General features: G+C 63.0%; 21 protein-coding genes. 10 read left to right on the top strand and 11 right to left on the bottom strand.

What is annotated here, in order from left to right:
- Positions 1-120: 120 nt before the first annotated feature.
- Positions 121-1,176, bottom strand: coding sequence for a sugar phosphate isomerase/epimerase (locus MESS4_RS08115; protein ID WP_006328677.1), 1,056 nt, complete (start codon positions 1,174-1,176; stop codon positions 121-123).
- Positions 1,177-1,575: 399 nt separating this feature from the next.
- On the opposite strand from MESS4_RS08115, the gene MESS4_RS08110 reads away from it, so the two are divergent.
- Genes MESS4_RS08110 through MESS4_RS08095 form a run of 4 tightly spaced genes read left to right on the top strand, consistent with a single transcriptional unit; the run spans position 1,576 to position 5,393 of the window.
- Positions 1,576-2,463 (top strand): sugar phosphate isomerase/epimerase, encoded by an 888-nt coding sequence (locus MESS4_RS08110; RefSeq protein WP_006328676.1) that lies wholly within the window; start codon positions 1,576-1,578, stop codon positions 2,461-2,463.
- 59 nt (positions 2,464-2,522) lie between these two features.
- Positions 2,523-3,692 (top strand): mandelate racemase/muconate lactonizing enzyme family protein, encoded by a 1,170-nt coding sequence (locus tag MESS4_RS08105; RefSeq protein ID WP_006328675.1) that lies wholly within the window; start codon positions 2,523-2,525, stop codon positions 3,690-3,692.
- Positions 3,693-3,694: 2 nt separating this feature from the next.
- On the top strand, positions 3,695-4,411 hold the full coding sequence (locus tag MESS4_RS08100) for a FadR/GntR family transcriptional regulator (RefSeq protein WP_006328673.1): 717 nt from the start codon (positions 3,695-3,697) through the stop codon (positions 4,409-4,411).
- A 1-nt stretch (position 4,412) separates the two neighbouring features.
- Positions 4,413-5,393 carry a hydroxyacid dehydrogenase gene (locus MESS4_RS08095; RefSeq protein WP_006328672.1) on the top strand — a complete coding sequence of 327 codons (981 nt, stop codon included), beginning with the start codon at positions 4,413-4,415 and terminating at the stop codon, positions 5,391-5,393.
- Positions 5,394-5,398: 5 nt separating this feature from the next.
- Here the strand turns inward: MESS4_RS08095 and MESS4_RS08090 are convergent, their stop codons facing one another.
- Complete coding sequence (locus MESS4_RS08090) at positions 5,399-6,697, bottom strand: amidase (protein WP_006328671.1); 1,299 nt, start codon at positions 6,695-6,697, stop codon at positions 5,399-5,401.
- 121 nt (positions 6,698-6,818) lie between these two features.
- Here MESS4_RS08090 and MESS4_RS08085 point away from each other — a divergent pair, with 121 nt between their 5' ends.
- Positions 6,819-7,166: a GFA family protein gene (locus MESS4_RS08085; RefSeq protein ID WP_006328670.1), complete on the top strand. Its 348-nt coding sequence runs from the start codon at positions 6,819-6,821 to the stop codon at positions 7,164-7,166.
- 6 nt (positions 7,167-7,172) lie between these two features.
- Here MESS4_RS08085 and MESS4_RS08080 read toward each other — a convergent pair whose 3' ends face one another.
- Positions 7,173-8,390, bottom strand: a complete 1,218-nt coding sequence (locus MESS4_RS08080; RefSeq protein ID WP_006328669.1) for an MFS transporter — start codon at positions 8,388-8,390, stop codon at positions 7,173-7,175.
- A 90-nt stretch (positions 8,391-8,480) separates the two neighbouring features.
- Between MESS4_RS08080 and MESS4_RS08075 the strand changes: the two genes are divergently transcribed.
- On the top strand, positions 8,481-9,452 hold the full coding sequence (locus MESS4_RS08075; protein WP_006328668.1) for an AraC family transcriptional regulator: 972 nt from the start codon (positions 8,481-8,483) through the stop codon (positions 9,450-9,452).
- 119 nt (positions 9,453-9,571) lie between these two features.
- Positions 9,572-10,003: a DUF4437 domain-containing protein gene (locus MESS4_RS08070; protein ID WP_006328667.1), complete on the top strand. Its 432-nt coding sequence runs from the start codon at positions 9,572-9,574 to the stop codon at positions 10,001-10,003.
- Between the two features lie 108 nt (positions 10,004-10,111).
- Here the strand turns inward: MESS4_RS08070 and MESS4_RS08065 are convergent, their stop codons facing one another.
- The 7 genes from MESS4_RS08065 to MESS4_RS08035 all read right to left on the bottom strand — a co-directional run bounded on the left by MESS4_RS08065 (position 10,112) and on the right by MESS4_RS08035 (position 16,843).
- Positions 10,112-11,197 carry an ABC transporter ATP-binding protein gene (locus MESS4_RS08065; RefSeq protein ID WP_006328666.1) on the bottom strand — a complete coding sequence of 362 codons (1,086 nt, stop codon included), beginning with the start codon at positions 11,195-11,197 and terminating at the stop codon, positions 10,112-10,114.
- Positions 11,197-12,300: an ABC transporter ATP-binding protein gene (locus MESS4_RS08060; RefSeq protein ID WP_006328665.1), complete on the bottom strand. Its 1,104-nt coding sequence runs from the start codon at positions 12,298-12,300 to the stop codon at positions 11,197-11,199. Before MESS4_RS08060 ends, MESS4_RS08065 begins: the two co-directional genes overlap by 1 nt.
- Complete coding sequence (locus MESS4_RS08055) at positions 12,297-12,548, bottom strand: hypothetical protein (RefSeq protein WP_006328664.1); 252 nt, start codon at positions 12,546-12,548, stop codon at positions 12,297-12,299. Before MESS4_RS08055 ends, MESS4_RS08060 begins: the two co-directional genes overlap by 4 nt.
- On the bottom strand, positions 12,545-13,504 hold the full coding sequence (locus tag MESS4_RS08050; protein ID WP_006328663.1) for a carbohydrate ABC transporter permease: 960 nt from the start codon (positions 13,502-13,504) through the stop codon (positions 12,545-12,547). Before MESS4_RS08050 ends, MESS4_RS08055 begins: the two co-directional genes overlap by 4 nt.
- Before the next feature lies 1 nt (position 13,505).
- Entirely contained in the window at positions 13,506-14,411 is a 906-nt protein-coding gene (locus MESS4_RS08045) for a sugar ABC transporter permease (RefSeq protein ID WP_006328662.1), read from the bottom strand.
- A 73-nt stretch (positions 14,412-14,484) separates the two neighbouring features.
- Complete coding sequence (locus MESS4_RS08040) at positions 14,485-15,801, bottom strand: extracellular solute-binding protein (protein WP_006328661.1); 1,317 nt, start codon at positions 15,799-15,801, stop codon at positions 14,485-14,487.
- A 358-nt stretch (positions 15,802-16,159) separates the two neighbouring features.
- Positions 16,160-16,843, bottom strand: coding sequence for a TetR/AcrR family transcriptional regulator (locus tag MESS4_RS08035; RefSeq protein WP_036240875.1), 684 nt, complete (start codon positions 16,841-16,843; stop codon positions 16,160-16,162).
- Between the two features lie 305 nt (positions 16,844-17,148).
- On the opposite strand from MESS4_RS08035, the gene MESS4_RS08030 reads away from it, so the two are divergent.
- Genes MESS4_RS08030 through MESS4_RS08020 form a run of 3 tightly spaced genes read left to right on the top strand, consistent with a single transcriptional unit; the run spans position 17,149 to position 19,657 of the window.
- Positions 17,149-18,345 carry a Tm-1-like ATP-binding domain-containing protein gene (locus MESS4_RS08030; RefSeq protein WP_006328659.1) on the top strand — a complete coding sequence of 399 codons (1,197 nt, stop codon included), beginning with the start codon at positions 17,149-17,151 and terminating at the stop codon, positions 18,343-18,345.
- Between the two features lie 12 nt (positions 18,346-18,357).
- Positions 18,358-19,221, top strand: coding sequence for a phosphoenolpyruvate hydrolase family protein (locus MESS4_RS08025; RefSeq protein WP_006328658.1), 864 nt, complete (start codon positions 18,358-18,360; stop codon positions 19,219-19,221).
- Positions 19,222-19,225: 4 nt separating this feature from the next.
- A complete protein-coding gene (locus MESS4_RS08020) occupies positions 19,226-19,657 on the top strand; it encodes a cupin domain-containing protein (RefSeq protein WP_006328657.1) in 432 nt (143 codons plus the stop codon).
- On the opposite strand, the gene MESS4_RS08015 is transcribed toward MESS4_RS08020, so the two are convergent.
- Positions 19,617-20,843, bottom strand: coding sequence for a Xaa-Pro peptidase family protein (locus MESS4_RS08015; protein ID WP_006328655.1), 1,227 nt, complete (start codon positions 20,841-20,843; stop codon positions 19,617-19,619). The two genes, MESS4_RS08020 and MESS4_RS08015, sit on opposite strands and share 41 nt — an antisense overlap.
- Between the last annotated feature and the right edge of the window lie 183 nt (positions 20,844-21,026).

Genomic DNA, 21,026 nt, shown 5'->3' with positions numbered 1-21,026 from the left:
TTGCCGTCATCAGCGCCGACGGTAGTCCCCCTCCCCCTTGTGGGGAGGGGTTAGGGGTGGGGGTATTCGTAAGGCGGAAGCCTTCGCTAGCCATATGCGATTGCCTTGCCTTAGGGCCGATCAAATTCCCATCATGGCGCGCAACACCTTCTTGTCGGTCGCGCCCCCGGCAAAATCGTCGAATGCCTTTTCCGTCACCCTGATGATGTGATGCTGGATGAAGGGAGCGCCCTCGGCCGCTCCATCCTCCGGATGCTTCAGGCAGCATTCCCATTCCAGCACCGCCCATGAATCGTAGTCATACTGGGCAAGCTTGGAGAAGATACCGCCGAAATCCACCTGCCCGTCGCCGAGCGAGCGGAAACGCCCGGCCCGGTTGGTCCAGCTCTGATAGCCGGAATAGACGCCTTGTCTGCCGGTCGGGTTGAACTCTGCGTCCTTGACGTGGAACGCCTTGATCCGCTCGTGATAGATGTCGATGAATTCGAGATAGTCGAGCTGCTGCAAAAGGAAATGCGATGGATCGTAGTTGATGTTGCAGCGCTTGTGGCCGCCAACCGCATCAAGGAACATCTCGAAGGTGGCGCCGTCGAACACGTCCTCGCCCGGATGGATCTCGTAGCCAAGGTCGACGCCATTGTCCTCATAGACATCGAGGATTGGCTTCCAGCGTTTTCCCAGTTCGGCAAACGCCTCCTCGATCAATCCGGCGGGGCGCTGCGGCCACGGATAGAGGTAAGGGAAGGCTAACGCTCCACAAAACGACACCGAAGCCTTCAGACCCAAATTCTTCGATGCCTTGGCGCCGAACTTCATCTGCTCGACCGCCCATTTCTGCCGCGCTTTCGGATTGTTATGCACCTCGGACGGCGCGAAGCCGTCGAACTGCGCGTCATAGGCCGGATGCACCGCCACCAATTGCCCTTGCAGATGCGTCGACAGTTCGGTGATCTCCACGCCGGCATCGGCACAGATACCCTTCACTTCATCGCAATAGGCTTTGGAAGACGCCGCTTTCTCAAGGTCGAACAGCCGGCTATCCCAGGTCGGGATCTGCACGCCCTTGTAGCCGAGGCCGGCCGCCCATTTGGTGATCGAGGGAAGCGAATTGAACGGTGCGGCATCGCCCGCGAACTGCGCCAGAAACAGACCTGGACCCTTCATGGTCGACGGCATCGGCATCCTCCCTCGTTGTTTACATGACCAAGCATAGCGCCGATTGGAAGCAGGGCCAGCCCGTTTGGTGTTTTCCCGAAGACACTTGTTTGTGTCGCCATTCTGGTATTACCAAATATGGCCGAATGGTCAAGCGGCGGGACGTGGCGCCGAAGAGCCGCCGGTCGTCACAAACTACGAAAATACGTCAATCTATTCAATATAATAACCGGCACAAAGAGTTGCAATGCGCGACTTCTTGCCGTCCAGGAGAATTTGCTGTAGACCTGCCATCAGGCCCAATTGGTCGAACCAGTTCGTCAAAAAACACTGGAGCGTCTTTGGGGAGGAATCATGCGGCGGGCCTCGCTGGAGGGCACCGTGGGAAACGTGACAGGCGAATTCTGGGAAGGATAGACCATGCATCTTTCGACGCACAACTGGATGCGGGCGGAGCCGTTGGAGACGACGCTCAAGCGCATCAAGAAGTTCGGCTATGAGTCGATCGAGATTTCCGGCGAACCCCAACAATACAAGACCAAGGAGACGCGCGCGCTGCTCAAGGAGCATGGCATCCGCTGCTGGGGAGCGGTGACGCTGATGCTGGGCGAGCGCAATCTCGCCGCGAAGGACCAGGGCCAGCGCGAACGCTCGGTGCAGTATGTCAAGGATGTGCTGACGATGGTGAGCGAACTCGACGGCGAGATCATCACGCTCGTCCCCGCGACCGTCGGCAAGGTGGTGCCTGACGGCACCGAGGAAGAAGAGTGGAAATGGGTGGTCGACGCCACCAGGGAATGCTTCACCCATGCCAGGAAGGTCGGCGTCAAGATCGCGGTCGAGCCGCTCAACCGCTTCGAGACCTATTTGTTCAACCGCGGCGCCCAGGCGCTGGCGCTGGCCGACGCGGTCAGCCCCGAATGCGGCGTCTGCCTGGACGCCTACCACATCCACATGGAAGAATTTAACGTCCATGACGCCATCCGCCAGGTCGGCAAGCGCCTGTTCGACTTCCACGTCGCCGACAACAACCGCTTCGCCGCTGGGCTGGGGCAGATCGACTGGCCGAGGATCGTCGGCACGCTGAAGGAGGTCGGCTACGACGGCGCGCTGACCAATGAGTTCGTCGCCCCGGTCGACCGCACGCCGGCCGCACCCTATCCCGACATGGTCGAGCGCCACCCGGTCGACATTTCGCCCGAACAGCTGAAGTTCATTCAGGACCATGGCTCCAGCGTGCTGACGGAGAAATTCTACACCGACCAGATGCGCATCACCGCCGAAACGCTGCTGCCGCTGATCAAGTAGCCGATCCGATTGGGAATGAGCCCCTTCCGCCCTGGTCGGCGGCGGGGCCGGGGATGAATATGCGCATCAAGACGGTCCAAGCCTGGTGGGTCCGCATACCGATCGAAGCCGCGAAGCAGCACCGCAGCGACTTCGGTCAGGTGACGACGTTCGACGCCGCCCTCCTGCGCATCGAGACCGACGACGGACTGGTCGGCTGGGGCGAAGGCAAGAATGCCGCCGGCAGCGCCGGCAGCTATGGCGCCCTTGTCCACATGCTGAATCATGAGGTCGGCCCACAGCTTATCGGCCACGATCCGGCCGACATCGGGGTGATCTGGGAGAGGCTCTACAACGGCGTGCGCCACGACACAGCCGCACGTGCCGGCCACGCCATGCCGCAACTAGCGCGGCGTGGCATCAGCGTCGCCGCCATCAGCGCCGTCGACATCGCGCTATGGGACATTCTGGGCAAATCGCTTGGGGTCCCGGTCTGGCGGCTGCTTGGCGGCCGCAAGCTTGACCGCATGCCGGCCTACGCTTCCGGTGGCTGGGCCTCCAGCGAGGCGATCGGCGACCAATTGAAGTCCTACATCGCCAGGGGCGGCTTCAAGGCGCTGAAGATGCGGGTCGGCGCCATGGACGGCGCTCCGCACATTTCCGCTGCCCGCGTCCGCGCCGCAAGACAGGCGCTTGGCCCCGGAGTCGACCTGATGGTCGACGCGCATGGCACCTACACGGTGGCGGAAGCCAAACGCTTCATCCATCTCGCCGGCGATCTCGACCTGGCCTGGTTCGAGGAGCCCGTCATCGCCGACGACAAGCCTGGGATGGCCGAGGTGCGGGCCTCCGGCCCCATCCCGATCGCCACCGGCGAAAGCGAGGCGACGCGCTATGCGTTCCGCGATCTCGCCACGCTCAAGGCAGCCGATATCTTCCAGCCGGATCCCGCCTTCTGCGGCGGCATCAGCGAAGCGATGAAGATCGGCACCATCGCCAGCGCCTTCAATCTGCGCTTCGCGCCGCATCTGTGGGCCGGTGCGCCCTGCTTCTTTGCCGGGCTCCATGTCTGCGCCGCCTCTCCGGCGAGCTTCACAGTGGAATATTCGCTCGGCGCCAACCCGATGATCCACGACCTGATCGAGGAGACTGTCGAAGCAAAGGACGGTATGATAGCGATCCCCGAGAAACCCGGGCTGGGATTCACCATTTCGGAGCGGTTCCTGGAGGCGCACGCGCAACGCAGTTGACGATGAAAGAAAAGAACCTTCTCGCGGAGCTCGCCGCTTATCTGTTCTCCCACTCCGACAAGGGGACGGGCCGGACGCCATCGGAGCGTGAACTGGCCGAGCATTTCGCCGTCAGCCGCGGCCAGATCCGTGAGGCGCTGGCCATCCTCGAAGCCATGCGCATCGTCGAACGCCGGGCCAAATCCGGCATCTATATCGACACCAAGCAGGCCAGCGTCGAAGCGATGGCGCTGTTCGCGCGGGCCGGCCTGCCGCTCGATCCGGTCCGGATCTATGAAACGGTCGAATTGCGCAAGATACACGAGATCAAGGCGGCGGAGCTGGCCTGTTCGCGCGCCACCGAGGAGAATTTCGAGCGGCTGCGCGAGATTCTGAAAGCTTCGGAGGAGCGCATTGCGGCGGGCGAAGGCCTTGCCAAGGAAGACCGCGAGTTTCACCTCGAGATCGTGCGCGCGACCAAGAACAGCGTCTTTCACAATGTGTGCAGCGTCTACTACATGATGGGCCAGCAACGCCTGCCGATCTATTTCAACGATCCCGAACGCAGCGTGCGCTCGCATGCCGAGCACGTCCAGATCTACGAGGCGCTGCTGCGCCGCGACGGCAATCTCGCCCAGGCGCTGATGAGTGCCCATCTGCAAGGCGCGGAAAGCTACTGGAAGGGCCTGATCGAAGGCGGCGGGACGGAACCTCACAGCCCGGCGCTGGAACAGGCCTGACATGCCCAGAATTCTGTCGACGCACACGCTGCACCCGCGCGCCTCCGCCATGCTGACTGGTGCCGGTGACCTTATTGTCGCCTCCGCCCTCGACGCCGCCACGCTGGCCGCCGAGTCGCGGAACGTCGATGTCATCATCGTTCGCGCCCCGCTGCCACCGGCGCTCTTCGAAGGTGCGAAGAAGCTCAGGGCCGCAATCCGGCACGGCGCCGGGCTCGACATGGTCCCGATGGAAGCGGCCGCCGCCGCCGGCGTGCTGGTGGCGAACGTGCCGGGAGTGAATGCGCGGTCCGTCGCTGAATATGTGATGTTCGCGGCCCTGGCGTTGCTTAGACGTTTCCGCATGCTGGATCGCGACTTGCGGGCGAAGGGCTGGCTGGCCGGTCGCGAGCACACTGTCGTCGCCAGCGAACTCGCCGGCAAGACGATCGGCATTGTCGGCCTCGGCGCCATCGGCCAGGCGGTCGGCCATATCGCGGCGCATGGATTCGACCTGAACGTGGTGGCGACGACCCGCGGCATGCGGCCGGCGCCTGACAGGGTCGGCTTCCTGTCGATCGATGCGCTGATCGAACAGAGCGACATCATCGTTCTGTGCTGTCCGCTGACACCGGAGACGCGCGGCCTGATCGGCCGCGAGCGCATCTCTCGGATGAAGCCGGATGCCCTGCTGATCAATGTTTCACGCGGACCTGTGATCGACGATGATGCCCTGATCGAGGCGCTGAAAAAGGGCCGCATCGGCGGCGCCGCGCTCGATGTCTTTGCAACACAGCCGCTGCCGCCAAATCATCCCTATTTCAGCTTCGACAATGTCATCGTCACCCCGCACATGGCCGGCATCACCGAGCAGTCGATGATGCGCATGGGTGTCGGCGCGGCAGACGAGGCCTTGCTGGTGCTGGCCAACAAACTGCCGGTCAATCTGCGCAATCCCGAAGTGGTCGAGCACTACCGGCGGCGCTTTCCGGCTGACCCCTGAGCGCCTCAACGGCCAAGCAGCCGCTCGACTTCAGCCGCGATCCGCAGCAGATGCCGGTCATGGCCGTTGCGCGCCACCAGCATCAAGCCGGCCTTCAGCGTCATACCGGGCATCGGCAGTGAGATCGCGCAGAGGTCGAACTGGTTGGCGACCTGCGTGTTGCGCAGCAGCAGTCCCTCGGTGCGTTCGCGCAGTTCGGCATTCTCAGCCATCGAAACGATGGTCGGTGCCGTCACCGGCGTGGTCGGCAACGCCAGCACATCGACCCACGCCAGCCGCTCGTCCATGGCTATGCAGAGTGCGGCGCGGCGGCGCACCGCCCTGATGTAAACCGGTGTCGGTATTGCGGCGGCCCGCGACAGAGGCCCGCTGACCCACGGGTCGACCGGCACCGATGCCCCTGTCGCCAGCCAGTCGGCATGGATTTCGGCCCCCTCCATGGCCGCAATCGAACCCCGCCTGGTCGCCGCGCGCAGATCGGCAAGCAGGTCGTCGATCGACAGGTCCACCAGCCGCGCGCCTGCCTGCTCGATCCTAGCGAGACTGCGATCGAACCCCGCGGTGACCTCACTTTCGGTGTCTTCGAAAAGCAGGCCGCGCGGGATGCCGACACGAAGCCCGGCAAGCGGGAGCTGCAGGTGCAGTGGCGGCAGTTCGTCGCCCGACATCGCCGCGTCGGCGACCGCGCAAGCGGCAACGCTCAGCGCCAGCGGTCCGATCGAATCCAGTGTCGCGGACAATGGATATGTGCCGGTCAATGGCACACGCCGCGCCGTCGGCTTGAAGCCGACGACACCGTTGAGCGATGCCGGTATGCGCACCGAACCGCCAGTGTCTGAGCCGATGGCGATGTCGCATGTGCCTTCGCCGACCGAAACGCCGGCGCCGGAGGACGAGCCGCCGGGGATCAGGCTGGCATCGGCCGCGTTGCCGGGTGTGCCGTAGTGCTGATTGTCGCCGATCGCGGTGAAGGCGAATTCGGTCATGTTGGTCTTGCCGATGATGACCGCGCCGGCCTGCCGCAACCTACTGACGATGGCGGCGTCGCATGTGGCGGGCGCAGTGGTCTTGAGCATCAGCGAGCCGGCCGTGGTCGGCTCGCCGGCGACATCGAACAGATCCTTGATCGAAACGATGGTGCCATCGAGCGGGCCTAGCGTCACCCCGGCCTTGCGCCGCGCATCGGCGGCATCCGCCGCAGCCCGCGCTGCTTCCGGATAGAGTTTCACGAAGACGCTTTCATCGTCCGCGCGGACGGCGAGGCGCGAAAGAACGGCTTCAAGGCGGTCGCGGGCAGATTGCATTTTCGGTGTCGGACTCCAGACGTCTTGAACGTCTTAAGGGTAGCAGCCAGTGCATGGCTTGCCGAGACTTAACCCGGCGCAGGCGGTTTTGCACCCCTGCCGGACGGAAGGAAGAAAGCCGATGCTCTACAAAGGCAGCTGCCACTGCGGCAAGGTCGCGTTCGAAGTCGAAGGCAAATTGACCACAGCCTTGCGATGCAATTGCTCGATCTGCTCGCGCAAGCGTGCGCTGCTATGGGCTGTGCCGCATGGCACGTTGCGCGTGCTCGCCTGGGGCGACGATCTCGGCAGCTACACATTCGGCAATCACGTTATCGCGCACCGCTTCTGCCGGACCTGCGGCATTCACCCCTTCGCCGAGGACATCAGCGAAGGGAGTGAACGAAGCGCCTACGTCAACATCAACTGCCTCGACGACATCGACCTTGGCGCGGTGCCGATGATCGATTTCGATGGTCGCTCGGCCTGACGGAACTCAACTGTCGGCTGGCTTCGGGCCAAGCAGGAACGCCGCCAAGGCCGCCAGCAACGTCGCGATACCGCAATAGGCGAATGCACTGGCAACGCCGGCATGATCGACCAGCAGGCCACCGAAGACGGCGCCCAGCGCGATCGCCACCTGGAATGTGGCGACCATCAGCCCCCCGGCGCTCTCGGCCTGGTCGGGAGCGGCGCGCACCAGCCAGGTTTGCAGCCCGACCGGCACCGCGCCGAAGCCAAAGCCCCAGGCGGCAACGGCGGCGGCCGCGACCGCGGGCGAGGCTCCGAAAACCAGCATCGAGGCGGCGGCCAGTGCAATCAGCAGAGGCGCCAGCGCCACGGCTGCCTTCAGGTTGCGTTCGGCCAGGATGCCGCCGGCAACATTGCCGAAGAAGCCGCCTATGCCGTAGGCCAGCAGCACAAGCGAGATTGTCTCGATGTCGAGCACCGGCACCTTTTCGAGGAAGGGCCGGACATAGGTGAAGCCGGCAAAGTGCCCCGAAGCGACCAGCAACACGACCAGAAGTGCTACCCTGATCATCGGCCGCTCCAGCACATCGAGCAAGGTGCGGAAGCTCGCCACGCCCGCGGGCGGCAGCCTCGGGATGGTGGCCAGTTGCACCAGCAGCGCCAAGGCGCCGACGACAGTCGCGATCATGAACGCCGTGCGCCATCCCCAGACCTCGCCGACATAGGCACCGATCGGCGCCGCGCAGACGGTCGCCAACGAAACGCCGGTGAGGATGATCGACATGGCGCGCGGCATCAGCCGCATCGGCACGAGCCGCAGCGCCATCGCCGCCGACATCGCCCAGAAGCCGCCGAGCGCCACGCCGAGCACGACGCGGGCAAGCAGAAGCACGGAGAGCGATGAGGCAAAGGTGGCCAGAAGGTTCGACAGGATCAACAGCACCGTCAGCATCCACATCACCAGCCTGCGGTCCATGCGCCTGGTGATGATGGCCATGGTCGGTGCCGCAATGGCGCCGACGATGGCGGTTGCCGTCACTGCTTGTCCCGCCACGCCCTCGCTGACGCCGAGATCGCTCGCCATCGGCGTCAGCAGGCTGGCGGGAAGGAATTCCGCGGTGACGAGGCCGAAAACGCCGAGCGCCAGCGAGACCACCGCGCCCCATGCCGGCTCGGTTCGTTCTTCGGATTCGGCAGGGTTCAACAAAGCGGCGTCGACGACGCCTGTCGCGGGTTCGGCCATGGTCAGTCTCCGATTTGTTTGCGGCGCAACATTTGGCTGCACTGCAACATGGGAGTGACAGGTTGGAGTTTCCATGCTAGAAACTCCTACATGAATTACAATTCGTCCAAAATTACACTGCCGGCTTCGGGCGATCCGCTGACCGACATGCTGCGCGGATTGCGCCTCGATGGCGTCGACTATGGCCGCTGCGTCCTGGGTGAACCGTGGGCGGTGTCCTTTCCTGCCCAAAAGGCGGCGCGGTTCCATTTCATTGGCCAGCAAGGCTGCTGGCTGCTGTCGCCGGCGAAGGAATGGATCGAGCTGAAGGTGGGCGACGCGCTGCTTGTGCCGCGTGGCGACGAGCACGTTCTGGCCAGCGCGCCGGGCGTGCCCGCCGTGCCGATCGGCCGCTACACCATCGAGCCGGTATGCGAGAACATCTACGACGTCTCGAACGAGTGCGGCGGCCCCAAGACTTTGCTGTTCTGTGGCAGCATGCATTTCAACCTCGACGGCTCGCATCCGCTTCTGGACATGATGCCGGACCTGATGCGCGCGCACGAGTTGATGGCGAATGCGCCGAGCATCCAGCATCTGCTCGATGCGATGGCCGGCGAGGTGACGATGGACCGGGTTGGTTCGGGTGGTATCCTGGCGCGCCTTGCCGATGTGCTGGCCGCCACGATCATCCGCTGCTGGGTGGAGAATGGCTGCGGCGACGCCACCGGATGGATCGCGGCGGTCAGAAACCCGGATGTCGGCAAGGTACTGGCCGCCATTCATCTGCAGCCCGACCGCGACTGGACGGTCGAGGCGCTGGCGCGGATGATGGGGGCCTCGCGCTCCGCCTTTGCCCAACGCTTCGCGGCCGTGGTCGGAGAGACGCCGGCTAAATATGTCCTGCGCGTGCGCATGCACCAGGCGCGGCAATGGCTGGCCCGCGACAGAATGAGAGTGTCCGTGGCCGCCGCGAAGCTGGGCTACGATTCGGAAGCGTCTTTCAGCCGCGCTTTCAAGCGGGTCATGGGCGTCGCGCCGAGCCATCTTCGCAACACCGGCGGCACCGACGACGAGCCCTGAAAACTGGAAAGCCCGGCCGCGGCCTGTCCTGCCGGCGTGGAGGAATTGCCAAGTCTTTTGGACGGAGCGTCATTGCCCGCCGACATCGCCCGGATAGTCTGGCCGGAGGAGGAACTCCCATGGCAGATCGTTTTGCACTGCTTGCGCTTGCCGCGCTGTCCATCACTCCGGGACCGGCATTCGCCATTGAAGACAGCTACCTGCCGGCCGACAAGATTCCTTATGTCGCCGAAGTGCCCGACCAGCCGCATCGCCTCGGGCCGCTGTGGGGCGAGCGGGCCAAGGGCCCGGCGGGCACGCTGCTCAAGGTTCCCGGCAATTGGCGCGCGCCGGTCCACGCGCACACCGCCGATTATCGCGCGGTGGTCATCCAGGGGCTTTGGGCGCATTGGCAGATGGATGGCGGCGAGGCAACGAAAGTGGAACTCCCTCCGGGCTCCTATTGGACGCAGAAGGCCGACGAGATGCACCAGGATGCCTGCCTGTCGGACACCGAATGCGTGATCCTGCTGATCAACGACACGCCCTATACCACCTATATGGCGAAGTGAGCCGCGGCCCAGCCAGACCAATTCCAGGTGTAAAACGGTTTTCCGTCCGGAATTGCGTCAAACAAACAGATAGGAGCGGTCTGCGTTTCCGTGAAACGATGCACCGCTCTATCCCGCGTGGCGGAGATTGATCCCACTACTCTTGTCGAACAGCACAACCTTGTCCGGGTTCCAGGCAAAGCGCACCGGCTGCTCGATCTCGACATCGGTCCGCGCCGGCACCGTGGCGCGCAGCATGGCGTCGCCGACCCTGAGCGTCAGGATCTTCTCGACGCCATGGTTCTCGACATCATGGACGCGCGCCTCCACCGGCGCGCCATTCTCGAGATAGACGTCCTCGGGGCGAATACCGAAGACGAGCGGGCGACCGTCGGTCGCGCCACTCGTCCTGGCTCCCCCTGGAAGCGGCAATTCGAAATTCAGCGGCGCCATCACCGCGCGGTTGTCGACCAGCTTGCCGTCGATCAGGTTCATCGGCGGCGAGCCGACGAAACTCGCCACATAGGTGTCGCGCGGATTGTTGTAGATTTCGTGCGGCGTGCCGGTCTGGACGATGCGGCCGTGGTTGAGCACACCGACCTTGTCGCCCATCGACATCGCCTCGATCTGGTCGTGGGTGACGAACAGGAAGGTGGCGCCGAGTTGCATCTGCAGGTTCTTCAACTCGGTGCGCAGCGCCTCGCGCAATTTGGCGTCGAGCGCCGACAGCGGCTCGTCCATCAGGAACACGCGCGGCTTGCGCACGATGGCGCGGCCGATCGAGACGCGCTGCATCTCGCCGCCCGAAAGCCGGTCTGTCTTGCGGTCGAGCAGGTGCTCGATGCGCAAAGTCCTGGCAGCGCGGGCGACACGATCACTAATCTCGGCGTCCGGCAGCCGGCGGATTTTCGGCCTCAGCGGGAATTCGAGGTTCTCGCGCACCGTATAGCGCGGATAGAGCGAATATTGCTGCAGCACCAGCGCCACGTCGCGCTCGGCCGCACCCCAGTCGGCAACGTCGACGCCGTCGATGAAGACCTGGCCTTCGCTGGGTTTTTCCAGGCCGGCGATCATGCGCAGCGTCGTCGTCTTGCCGGCGCCGGTCTCGCCGAGCAAGACGAAGAACTCGCCATCGGCAATGTCGAGATCGAGGCCGGTCAGCGCGGTATGGTTGCCGAACTTCTTTGAGATGTTCTTGAGCTGGATATGGGCCATCAGAGTCTCACTTCCAGCGACTTGCCGCTCGCCGTATCGAAGAAATGCGCCTGGGCCGGGTCGATCCTGACGAAGACCTTTTCGCCAGGCCCAGAAACAAAGCCGCTCTTGGTGCGCGCGCGCAGCATCTTGGAGCCGACCTTAAGGTCGACGATATCGAAGGATCCGAGCGGCTCGACGATCTGGGTCTCGACCGGCAGGAAGCCTTCCGCGGCCTCGCGGCGAACGATGACGCCTTCCGGCCGGATGCCGAGTGCAAGCTTGCCGCCGGCATGGCCATTGAGCTTCGACAGCAAGGCGTGCGGAAACTCGAAGCCGGTGGCCGCTCCGCCGACGGTGACCGAGGCCGACGTCGCTTTGTCGGCCACCGCCGCATCGGCGACGTTCATCACCGGGCTGCCGACGAATTGCGCGACGAACAGATTGGCCGGACGCGAATAGACCTCGTCCGGCGAGCCGACCTGCTGCAGCACGCCCTCATGCATGATGACGATGCGGTCGGCGAGGCTCATCGCCTCGATCTGGTCGTGGGTGACATAGATGGTGGTCGAGCCCTGCTTGATGTGCAGGCGCTTGATCTCGGCCCGCATTTCCTCGCGCAACTTGGCGTCGAGCGCGCCGATCGGCTCGTCCATCAGCATCGCCTTCGGCCGCCGCACCAGCGCCCGGCCGATGGCCACGCGTTGCATGTCGCCGCCCGACAGCGCCGACGGTTTCTTGTCGATGAGATCGGTGACCTGCAACGTCTTGGCGACCGAGCGCACTTCCGAGTCGATTTCGGCCTTGCTCTTGCGCGTCGCCCTGAGCGGAAAGGCGATGTTCTCGTAGACGCTCATATGCGGATAGAGCGAGAACGACTGGAAGACCATGGCGATGTCGCGGTCGGCGGCCTTGAGATGCTGGACCGGCTTGCCGTCGATGAGGATATCGCCGCCGTCGATCGTCTCCAGCCCGGCAATGGCGCGAAGCGTCGTCGTCTTGCCGCAGCCCGACTGGCCGAGCAGCACGATGAACTCGTTGTCGTCGATCTTCAGGTTGAGGTCCTTGATGACCTGGACGGCGCCGAAATACTTCTGCACGCCGCGAAGCTCGATCTGGGTCAATGCTGTGCTCCCGGATTTGCTGCCCCAGGATTCCCTGCCCCAGAATTCCCGGCTTGCCCGGTGCCGGCCTTCTCCTCCGGCGCGATCTTGGACGTGATGTTGAAACCGATCAGGCCGATCAGGATGATGGTCACGCCATAGGTGTGCAGCAGCATGTTCCAGGGTTGGCAGAGCGCGATGATGCCGAGCACCATCAGCACCTGGCTGCCGGGTTCCAGATATTTCTGATTGATGGCGCGAAAGCTCATTTGCGGATCGCTCCGAAGGACATGCCGCGCAAGAGATGGTTGCGGAGCAGGAAGGTGAAGATAGCGACCGGCAGCAGGAACAGGAAGGTTCCGGCGGCGATCACCGTCCAGTCCGGCAGGCCGGAGCCGACCTGGCTGGGGATGAAGGGCGGTGCCGTCTGGGCGCGGCGGTTGGTCATGATTAGCGCGAAGGCATATTCGTTCCACGCCGTGATGAAGCAGAAGACGGCGGTCGCGGCGATGCCGGTGGCGGCCTCCGGCAGCACGATCTTGAAGAAGGCCTCCATGCGCGTATAGCCGTCGACGAGCGCCGCCTCCTCATACTCCTTCGGGATCTCGTCCATGAAGCCCTTCATCAGCCAGACCGAGAAGGACAGGTTGAAGGCGGTGTAGAGGATGATCAGACCCCAATGCGTGTCGTTGAGGCCGACGACCCGGTACATCAGGAACATCGGGATCGCCACCACCACTGGCGGCAGCATGCGCGTCGACAGGATAAAGAAGAGCAGGTCCGCCTCCCCCTTCACCTTGAAGCGCGAGAAACCGTATGCGGTGAAGGTGCCCATGCCGACGGCCAGGACGGTCGAGGTTATGGCGACGATCAGCGAGTTCATGAAGCGGCTCGGATAACCGGACCACTGCACCTCGCCTCTGCCCGAGCGCACCACCTTCTCGCCGCCGTCAAACACCAGCCGCTCCCACCACGGGGCGGCGGCGTATTGTTCCGGCGTCGGCGCGGTGCGCAACTGCGACCGCTTGGTGAAGAGCTTTACGAAGGGTGATATCTCAGGCTGGAACATCACCGTCGGTGGAATGGTGGTGGCAAGGTTGCGCGGCTTGAACGCCGTCGAGGCTATCCAGTAGATCGGCGCCAGGAAGATCACTGTGACGATCAGCACACCGACGATGGCGAGCTTGTTGAGCGAACGCTCGGTAGAGGTGGTGACAGCGGCCATTCTAGCGCTCCTTCACCTTGTTCAGGTATTTGACGTAGATGTTGGTGATCGCCAGGATCATGATCAGCACGATGTAGGCGAGCGCGCAGGAGCGCCCAGTCTGCCATTCCTGGAACGCCATCTTGTAGAGCCGGATCGAGATCACCTCGGTGGTTGGCTGGCTGGTCAGGATGTAGGCGAGATCGAAGGTCTTGAACGCCTCCATGGTGCGAAAGATGATCGCGATCATCAGAATCGGCGCGACCAGGGGCAGCGTAATGCGAAAGAAGGTATAGAACGAGCCGGCGCGGTCGATCGCGGCCGCCTCGTAGAGGTGCTTCGGCACTGCCGACAGGCCGGCGAGCGACAGCAGCATCACGAAGGGCGACCACATCCAGATGTCGGTGATGGCAACCGCGTAGAGCGCCATGTCGGGGTTGGACAGCCACTCGAAGGAGGCGAGGCCGAGCGTATAGTTGATGATGCCGAAGGACGGATCGTAGAGCAGTTTCCAGAACAGGCCGACGACGGCCATCGACAGCATCATTGGCAACAGCAGCAGCGTCGTCAGCAGGCCCTTCAAGGGGATATCGCGGTTGAGCAGCAACGCCACGCCGAAGCCGACGATGACCTGGCCGACCACGGAGACGATGACATATTTGGCGGTGATGGCGAAATTCGACCAGATGAACGGGTCGTTGAGCAGCTCGCGGTAATTCTGCAGTCCAACGAAATTGGCCGGCGCGGGGCTCGACGCGCGAAAGTCGGTGAACGAATAGCCGAGCGAATAGAGCAGTGGAAAGATGTTGAAGACGATCAGGAAAACGATCGTCGGAATGATGAAGAGATTGCGGATCGTGAGGTCGCTCATGCCGCGGGCGGCGGAGCGCGAGTTGGGATCCAGCGTGGTCATGACTGCAGTGGCCAAGGCCCGTTCCTTCCTTGTCCGGAAAAGAAAACGGAAGGGGCGGGCTCCCGCCCCCTCCGAGCGTTAATGCCGTCTACTTCACGCGGTTGTATTTCTTGAACGTCGCGTTCCAGTCCGCGGCGAGCGAATCGAGCACTTCCTTGGCTGTGCCCTGATTGCCGGTGATGTAGGGATAGACGCGTTGGTTCATCTGGATGAGCAGCTCGGCATATTCCGGCGTCGCCCAGAAGTCCTTCACCTTGAACATGGTTTCGTAGAAGGCCTTGTTATAAGGCGTGGCGTTCTGGAATTCAGGCGACTCGAGCACCTTGGCGCTTGCCGTGTAGCCGCCGAGTTCCGCCCATTTCTTCTGCGTCTCCTCCTTTATGAACCATTCCAGGAACTTCATCGCCTCTTCCTGATTCTGGGAATAGGAGATGACGGAGATGCCCTGGCCGCCGAGCGCGGCGAACTGGTCGCCGTTCGGTCCTGGAGGGTTGGCGAAGAAGCCGGTGACCTTGGCATTCGGGTTCGAGGCTTCGTTGATCAGCGCCGGGAAGAAGGCGAAGTAGTTCATGCTCATCGCCGCCAGATTCTCGGTGATCGCCTGGTTGTCCTCGATGAAGAAGCTCTTGGCCCAGCCAGGAGGGGTGAAGGAATAGAGCTCCTTGTAGGCCTCGAGCGCCTTGACGTTCTGCTCGGAGTTGATGATCCCGTCGACCTTGTAACTGGCATAGTCGCCAAGTTCGCCGCCGAAGGAGAAGATGGCGTTCTCGACGCCCATCACCAGGGCGTCATACGAGTTATCGGTGTAGATGGCGACGCCGTAGCGCTTCTCGTCGGGACGGTTGAAGAATTCGGCGATGTCGCGCAGCGCCTTGAAATCCTTCGGCACGTCGAGATCGTAGCCATACTTGGCCTTGAAGGCTTCCTTTTCCTTTGGATCCTCGAACCAGTCCTTGCGGTAGGACCAGCCGACCGCGTCACCCTCGGCCGGGATCGACCAGTACTTGCCAGAGTCCGACGGATATTCGGCGTAGTACTTGACCGTCGCTGGCGCCATCACCTCCTTCAGATTGTTTTTGTTGAAGAAGTCGGTGAGGTCGACATAGTGGCCCGCCTCGGATGCGGCGCCGATCCACTGCGAGTCGCCGACCACCATGTCGTAGGCGCTGCCCTTGGCGTTGAACTCGGTGAATGCCTTGGTCTGGAAGTCGGACCAAGGCGTGGTTTCGACCGTGACCTTCACGCCGGTCTCGGCCTCGTAAAGGTTGACGAGTTCCTGCAGATAGTTGGCCGGATCCCATTCAGCCCATAATATGGTGAGTTCCTTGTCCTGCGCGTAGACGGACGTTCCGCAGGCGAGCACTAGGCCGATACCAGCAAGCATGCTGGTCATTGTCTTGCGCATAATGATTTCCTCCCTTGTGCGCATTCTACCTTGTCATGCGAGCCGGCGGCGAGGCCGGCCCTGGTAGTTCCTCCCGTGATGGCACCGTCCCGGTTTGAGCCTCCTCGCTCGACCGGAAAAGATCGTAGCCCTCACTTTTCGATCTGCTTCATCAGTTCTGATCTGGTATTACCAATTTTAGATACACGTCAAGCTCTTTCTTGGACGGCAGCCGACACCCACACAAGCTGATTCCTGGTGTATCTGCCTGTTTTCTCTTAATTTTCCTACTCCTTGATATGGATAGGCCTTGTTCAGGCCCAAGCACAGCGATTAGTATGAATAGTCGGCGTCTAAATCTGGTCCAACCAGATTGATACTATTCCGCAGCCGTCGCCGGCGCGATCCCATCTCCTTCGCTCGCCGATTCCGCCACCGCCGCCCGCACCAGAGCGCCGGCTGCCCATTGCGCGACCGACCTCATCCTGCGGCTGTCCAGCCCCCATATATCCTTCAGCACGATGAGCACCTCGACGCCGAAGATCATCGACAGGGCCTGTGCCAGGCGCTTGAATTCGCGCGGCGGCATCTGGCCCTTGAGCGGTGCGATCGCATCCTTCAGCAGGTCGACGCGATGGCCGCGCGTAAAGGCCGGCTCACTCCCCAGCGTGCCGGCTTGCCGCCGGGCCCACTGGTCGAGCGACAGCTTCAGCGCCGCCTTGAACGTCGCCTCGAAGGCCTCGATGCGCGGCATGGCCGTGTCGAACAATTCGGCAACCCGGCGCTCGGGATCGGCTGAACTCGAATGCCAGGTGAGGATCGGTCCGAGACCCTCGCCGACCACCGCCTGCACCAGCGCCGCCTGGCTTGGGAAGTAGCGATAGGCGGTCGCGCGGGAAACTTCCGCCGCCTCCGCAACCTCGCTGACCGAAGGCGTTGCGCCTTCCTGCATCAGCCTCGTCGCCGTCTCCAGCATCAATCGCCTTGTACGTGCCCGGGCTCCGCGCTCGACCCCGGAACCGGCATCGTCGGGCACTGTCGCTTGTTGACGTGAGACATTCATATCAATACGATACGCGCGTCTCAAAAAATTGCAATGGCCTCCCCTGTTTTCGGAGTGGTTACGTTGACGCTCTACGGCGCCCCCCTCTGTCCTGCCGGACATCTCCCCCACGAGGGGGGAGATCGGATTTCATCTGCGCTTTCGCCAATCGCCAGCATAGCAGAAGAAGCGCCGAGGTTGGGGCAGGCCAATCTCCCCCCTTGTGGGGGAGATGTCCGGCAGGACAGAGGGGGGCGCCGTAGAGCACCTAGTTTTCATGCACCAGACAGCGCCACCTTTGAGCCAGCCAGCAGAGGAAAGCGCCAATGAAGCGCATCTATGTGGTGGGCACCGCCGACACCAAGGGCGAGGAACTCGCCTTCCTGGCCGACGCGATCGCCGCTGCCGGCGCCGCTGTCGTCCGTGTCGATGTCGGCACGCGCGGCGCGACCGTGCCGGTCGATGTCTCGAACGAAGAGGTCGCCGGCCACCATCCCGGCGGCGGCGCTGCCGTGCTCGGCATGGACGACCGCGGCACCGCGGTCGCGGCCATGGCCATCGCCTTCGCCCGGTTCGCGCAGTTCCGCACCGACATGGCAGGCATGATCGGCATCGGTGGCGGCGGCGGCACCTCGATCATCACATCGGGCATGCGCACGCTGCCGCTCGGCCTGCCCAAGATCATGGTCTCGACACTCGCCTCGGGCGACACGTCGCCTTACGTCGACGTCTCCGACATCATCATGATGCCCTCGGTGACCGACATGGCCGGCTTGAACCGGCTATCCCGCACGGTGCTGCACAACGCCGCCCAGGCGATATCAGGCATGGCGGCGAACCCAGCGCCGCCGCCCGACGGCAAGCCTTCGATCGGCCTCACCATGTTCGGCGTCACCACGCCATGCGTGACGGCAATCGCCGATGAGCTTCGCTCAACCTATGACTGCATGGTCTTCCATGCCACCGGCACCGGCGGCCGTTCGATGGAAAAGCTTGCCGACAGCGGTCTGCTCGCCGGCGTCATCGACATCACCACAACAGAAGTCTGCGATCTCCTGTTCGGTGGCGTGCTGCCGGCGACCGCTGACCGCTTCGGCGCCGTCGCCCGCACCGGACTGCCCTATGTCGGTTCGGTCGGCGCGCTCGACATGGTGAACTTCTGGGCGCCGCCGACCATCCCGGAACGCTATCGCGGCCGCTTGTTTTACGAGCACAATCCGAACGTCACACTGATGCGCACGACGCCGGACGAATGCCGCCGGATCGGCGAATGGATCGGCGAGAGATTGAACCGCAGCCAGGGTCCAGTCCGCTTCCTCATCCCCGAAAAAGGCGTCTCGGCGCTCGACATCGAAGGCGGCGCCTTCTTTGACCCTGAAGCCGACGCAGCACTATTCGAAGCCATCGAGCGCACGACCCAGCCGAACGCCACGCGTCGCGTGACCCGCTTGCCTCTGCACATCAACGATCCCGAATTCGCCAAGGCTGCCGTAGCGGCCTTCCTCGACATCGCCAGCAAGTGAGACCTGACAAGCATGGCCGCCATTCCGCGCAAGAAAATCCTGGAAAAATTCCGCAAGATGATTGGCGATGGCGTGCCCATCGTCGGTGGCGGCGCCGGCACCGGCCTGTCGGCCAAGGCCGAGGAGGCCGGCGGCATCGATCTCATCATCATCTACAATTCCGGCCGCTACCGCATGGCCGGGCGCGGCTCGGCCGCGGGCCTGCTCGCCTATGGCAATGCCAACGAGATCGTCAAGGAGATGGCCTATGAGGTGCTGCCGGTGGTGAAGAAGACGCCGGTGCTGGCCGGCGTCAACGGCACCGACCCTTTCGTCATCATGCCTCTGCTTTTGGCCGAATTGAAGACGATGGGCTTTTCCGGTGTGCAGAACTTCCCCACCATCGGCCTGTTCGACGGCCAGATGCGGCAGAGTTTCGAGGAAACCGGCATGGGCTTCGGGCTCGAGGTCGACATGATCGCCGAGGCGCACAAGCTCGACCTCCTGACCACGCCCTATGTGTTCAACCCCGACGAGGCGCGCGCCATGACCAAGGCCGGCGCCGACATCGTCGTCGCCCATATGGGCGTGACGACAGGCGGTTCGATCGGCGCGACCTCGGCCAAGTCGCTGGACGACTGCGTGCAGGAGATCGACGCGATAGCCAGCGCCGCGCGCTCGGTGCGCAAGGACGTCATCCTGCTTTGCCATGGCGGCCCGATCTCGATGCCGGACGACGCCAGCTACATTCTCGGCCGCTGCAAGGGCCTGCACGGCTTCTACGGTGCTAGCTCGATGGAACGCCTGCCGGCGGAAGCCGCGATCGCCCGGCAGACGGCGGATTTCAAGGCCGTCACACTTGGCGCCCAAACGAATGCAAAGAAAAAGAAGGGATGAGACGATGACCGACAAGAGCAAGGTGTTTGTCTATCCGAAGGATGTCAGCGCCTTCGGCTTCGACTGGGGCAGACTGGCACTGACCGTCGCTCCCGAAGTGAACGGTGCGGAGCGCTTTTCCGGCGGCGTCGTCGACCTGCCCTCCGGCAAGGGCCACACCCGCCACAATCATCCAGGCGCGGAGGAAATCATCTTCGTCATCTCCGGCCATGGCGAGCAGATGGTCGAGGACGAGCAGGGAAATCCGGTGGTCGAAAAGGTCGGCCCCGGTTGCACTATCTATGTGCCGGAAAGCCGCTTCCATTCGACGCTGAACACCGGCGACGGACCCATGCAACTCTTCGTCGTCTATTCGCCGGCCGGGCCGGAATTGGGCTTACGGGAATTGCCGGATTTCAGACTGCTACCGCCGTCGGGCGGGAATGAGGGGCGCTAAGCCACCCCGCCCTGTTCCACCCTCTGCCTCGGTCGCCAAACATGACGTAGCCGGTGTCGGTCACGGCAACCGTGTCTTCCAGCTTGATGAAGCCGCGCTTGGGGTGGAGCATGGTCGTCTCGACCGACAGCACCATGTTCTTCTCCAGCGGCTTTTCGGCATAGGTGCCTTCATACGTCACCGGATGATTGGTCATCAGGAATGGCGCCTCATGCGTGATCAGCCCCATGCCGTGGGCAAAGAAATCGGTATAGGACGCGACTTTGGATTTCTTCAGCACGCCTTCCGCGTGAGAAATCATGTCACCGCCCAGCGTGCCCGCCTTGACCTTGGAGAAGGCCGCTTGCTGCACCGTCTCGACCTCGGCCAGCAGGTCCTCGAGTTCGGCGTCCGGCTCGCCCAGAATGCCCATGCGGCAGAGGTCGCCGATATAGCCGTGATAATTGCCACCGGAATCGATCGACAGCACCTCGCCCTTCTTCCATGCCTGCGGCGAGGCGGCGCGATTGTGGCTGGAGCCCAGCGTCAAAAGACAATATTCGAAATGCGCGCCGCGATTGGTCTCCTCGCGCCTGAGCTGTTCGATGATCTCGGTCTTGGTCGTGCCTTCGCGTGCCCATTGGATGGTCGCCAGCATGGAATCGGTGATCAGCTCGGAGGCGACGCGCAGCTTCTCCAGCTCGGCTTCCGTCTTGATCGCGCGCATGCGTTCCAGCATCTCGGTCGCATCGATCAGCTTGGCGCCCGGCAGCGCCTTGCGGATCAATGTATAGGCATCGGATGGCAGAAAGGCAGGCTCGATACCGATGCGGGCATCGCCCTTGCCGATCTTCTTCAGGTGCTCGACGGCGAGATTGGCGGCATCGAGCGTGCCCCAGCAGGCGGCATGCAGCGTCGGCGTCCAGAATGGATGGTTCTGGTGCTCGCCGCCTTCCATGCGGTTGCCAATATAGGCGGCATGGTCCGGCCCACCCTTCTCGTAGACGACAACAGGCAGATAGCGGCTGTGACCGATCGCATCCATGGCGGCAAAGAAGATGAACTTGTAGCCGCCAAGCAGGTACTGCGTGTTGTGCTTGGAGGTGGCGAGCAGCACATCGATGCCGGCCTCCTCCATCAACCGGTCGACCCTGGCATGGTCGAACGGAATGGCGCTGACGGCATTCTTGCCCGGGGCGATGTTCATTTCTCTCTCCCTGAATTCCCTGTCCGGCCGGCCGATCGCCGGTTGTTTTGGTCTCGATGCTCCGGCTGTCGATCAAATCTGCACTATTTTGCTAGGTCTGGTCCAGCCAGAATAGGCCGAATGGCTTCGCCAGCACGCTCTCTCGCCCGTGTATCGCGGTACCGGCCTTATCTGGTCTTACCA

The organism is Mesorhizobium sp. STM 4661 (assembly GCF_000359125.1).
Lineage (GTDB): Bacteria > Pseudomonadota > Alphaproteobacteria > Rhizobiales > Rhizobiaceae > Mesorhizobium.
Note: the sequence above shows the minus strand (reverse complement) of the source record. Positions and strands in the feature narration are given on the sequence as shown.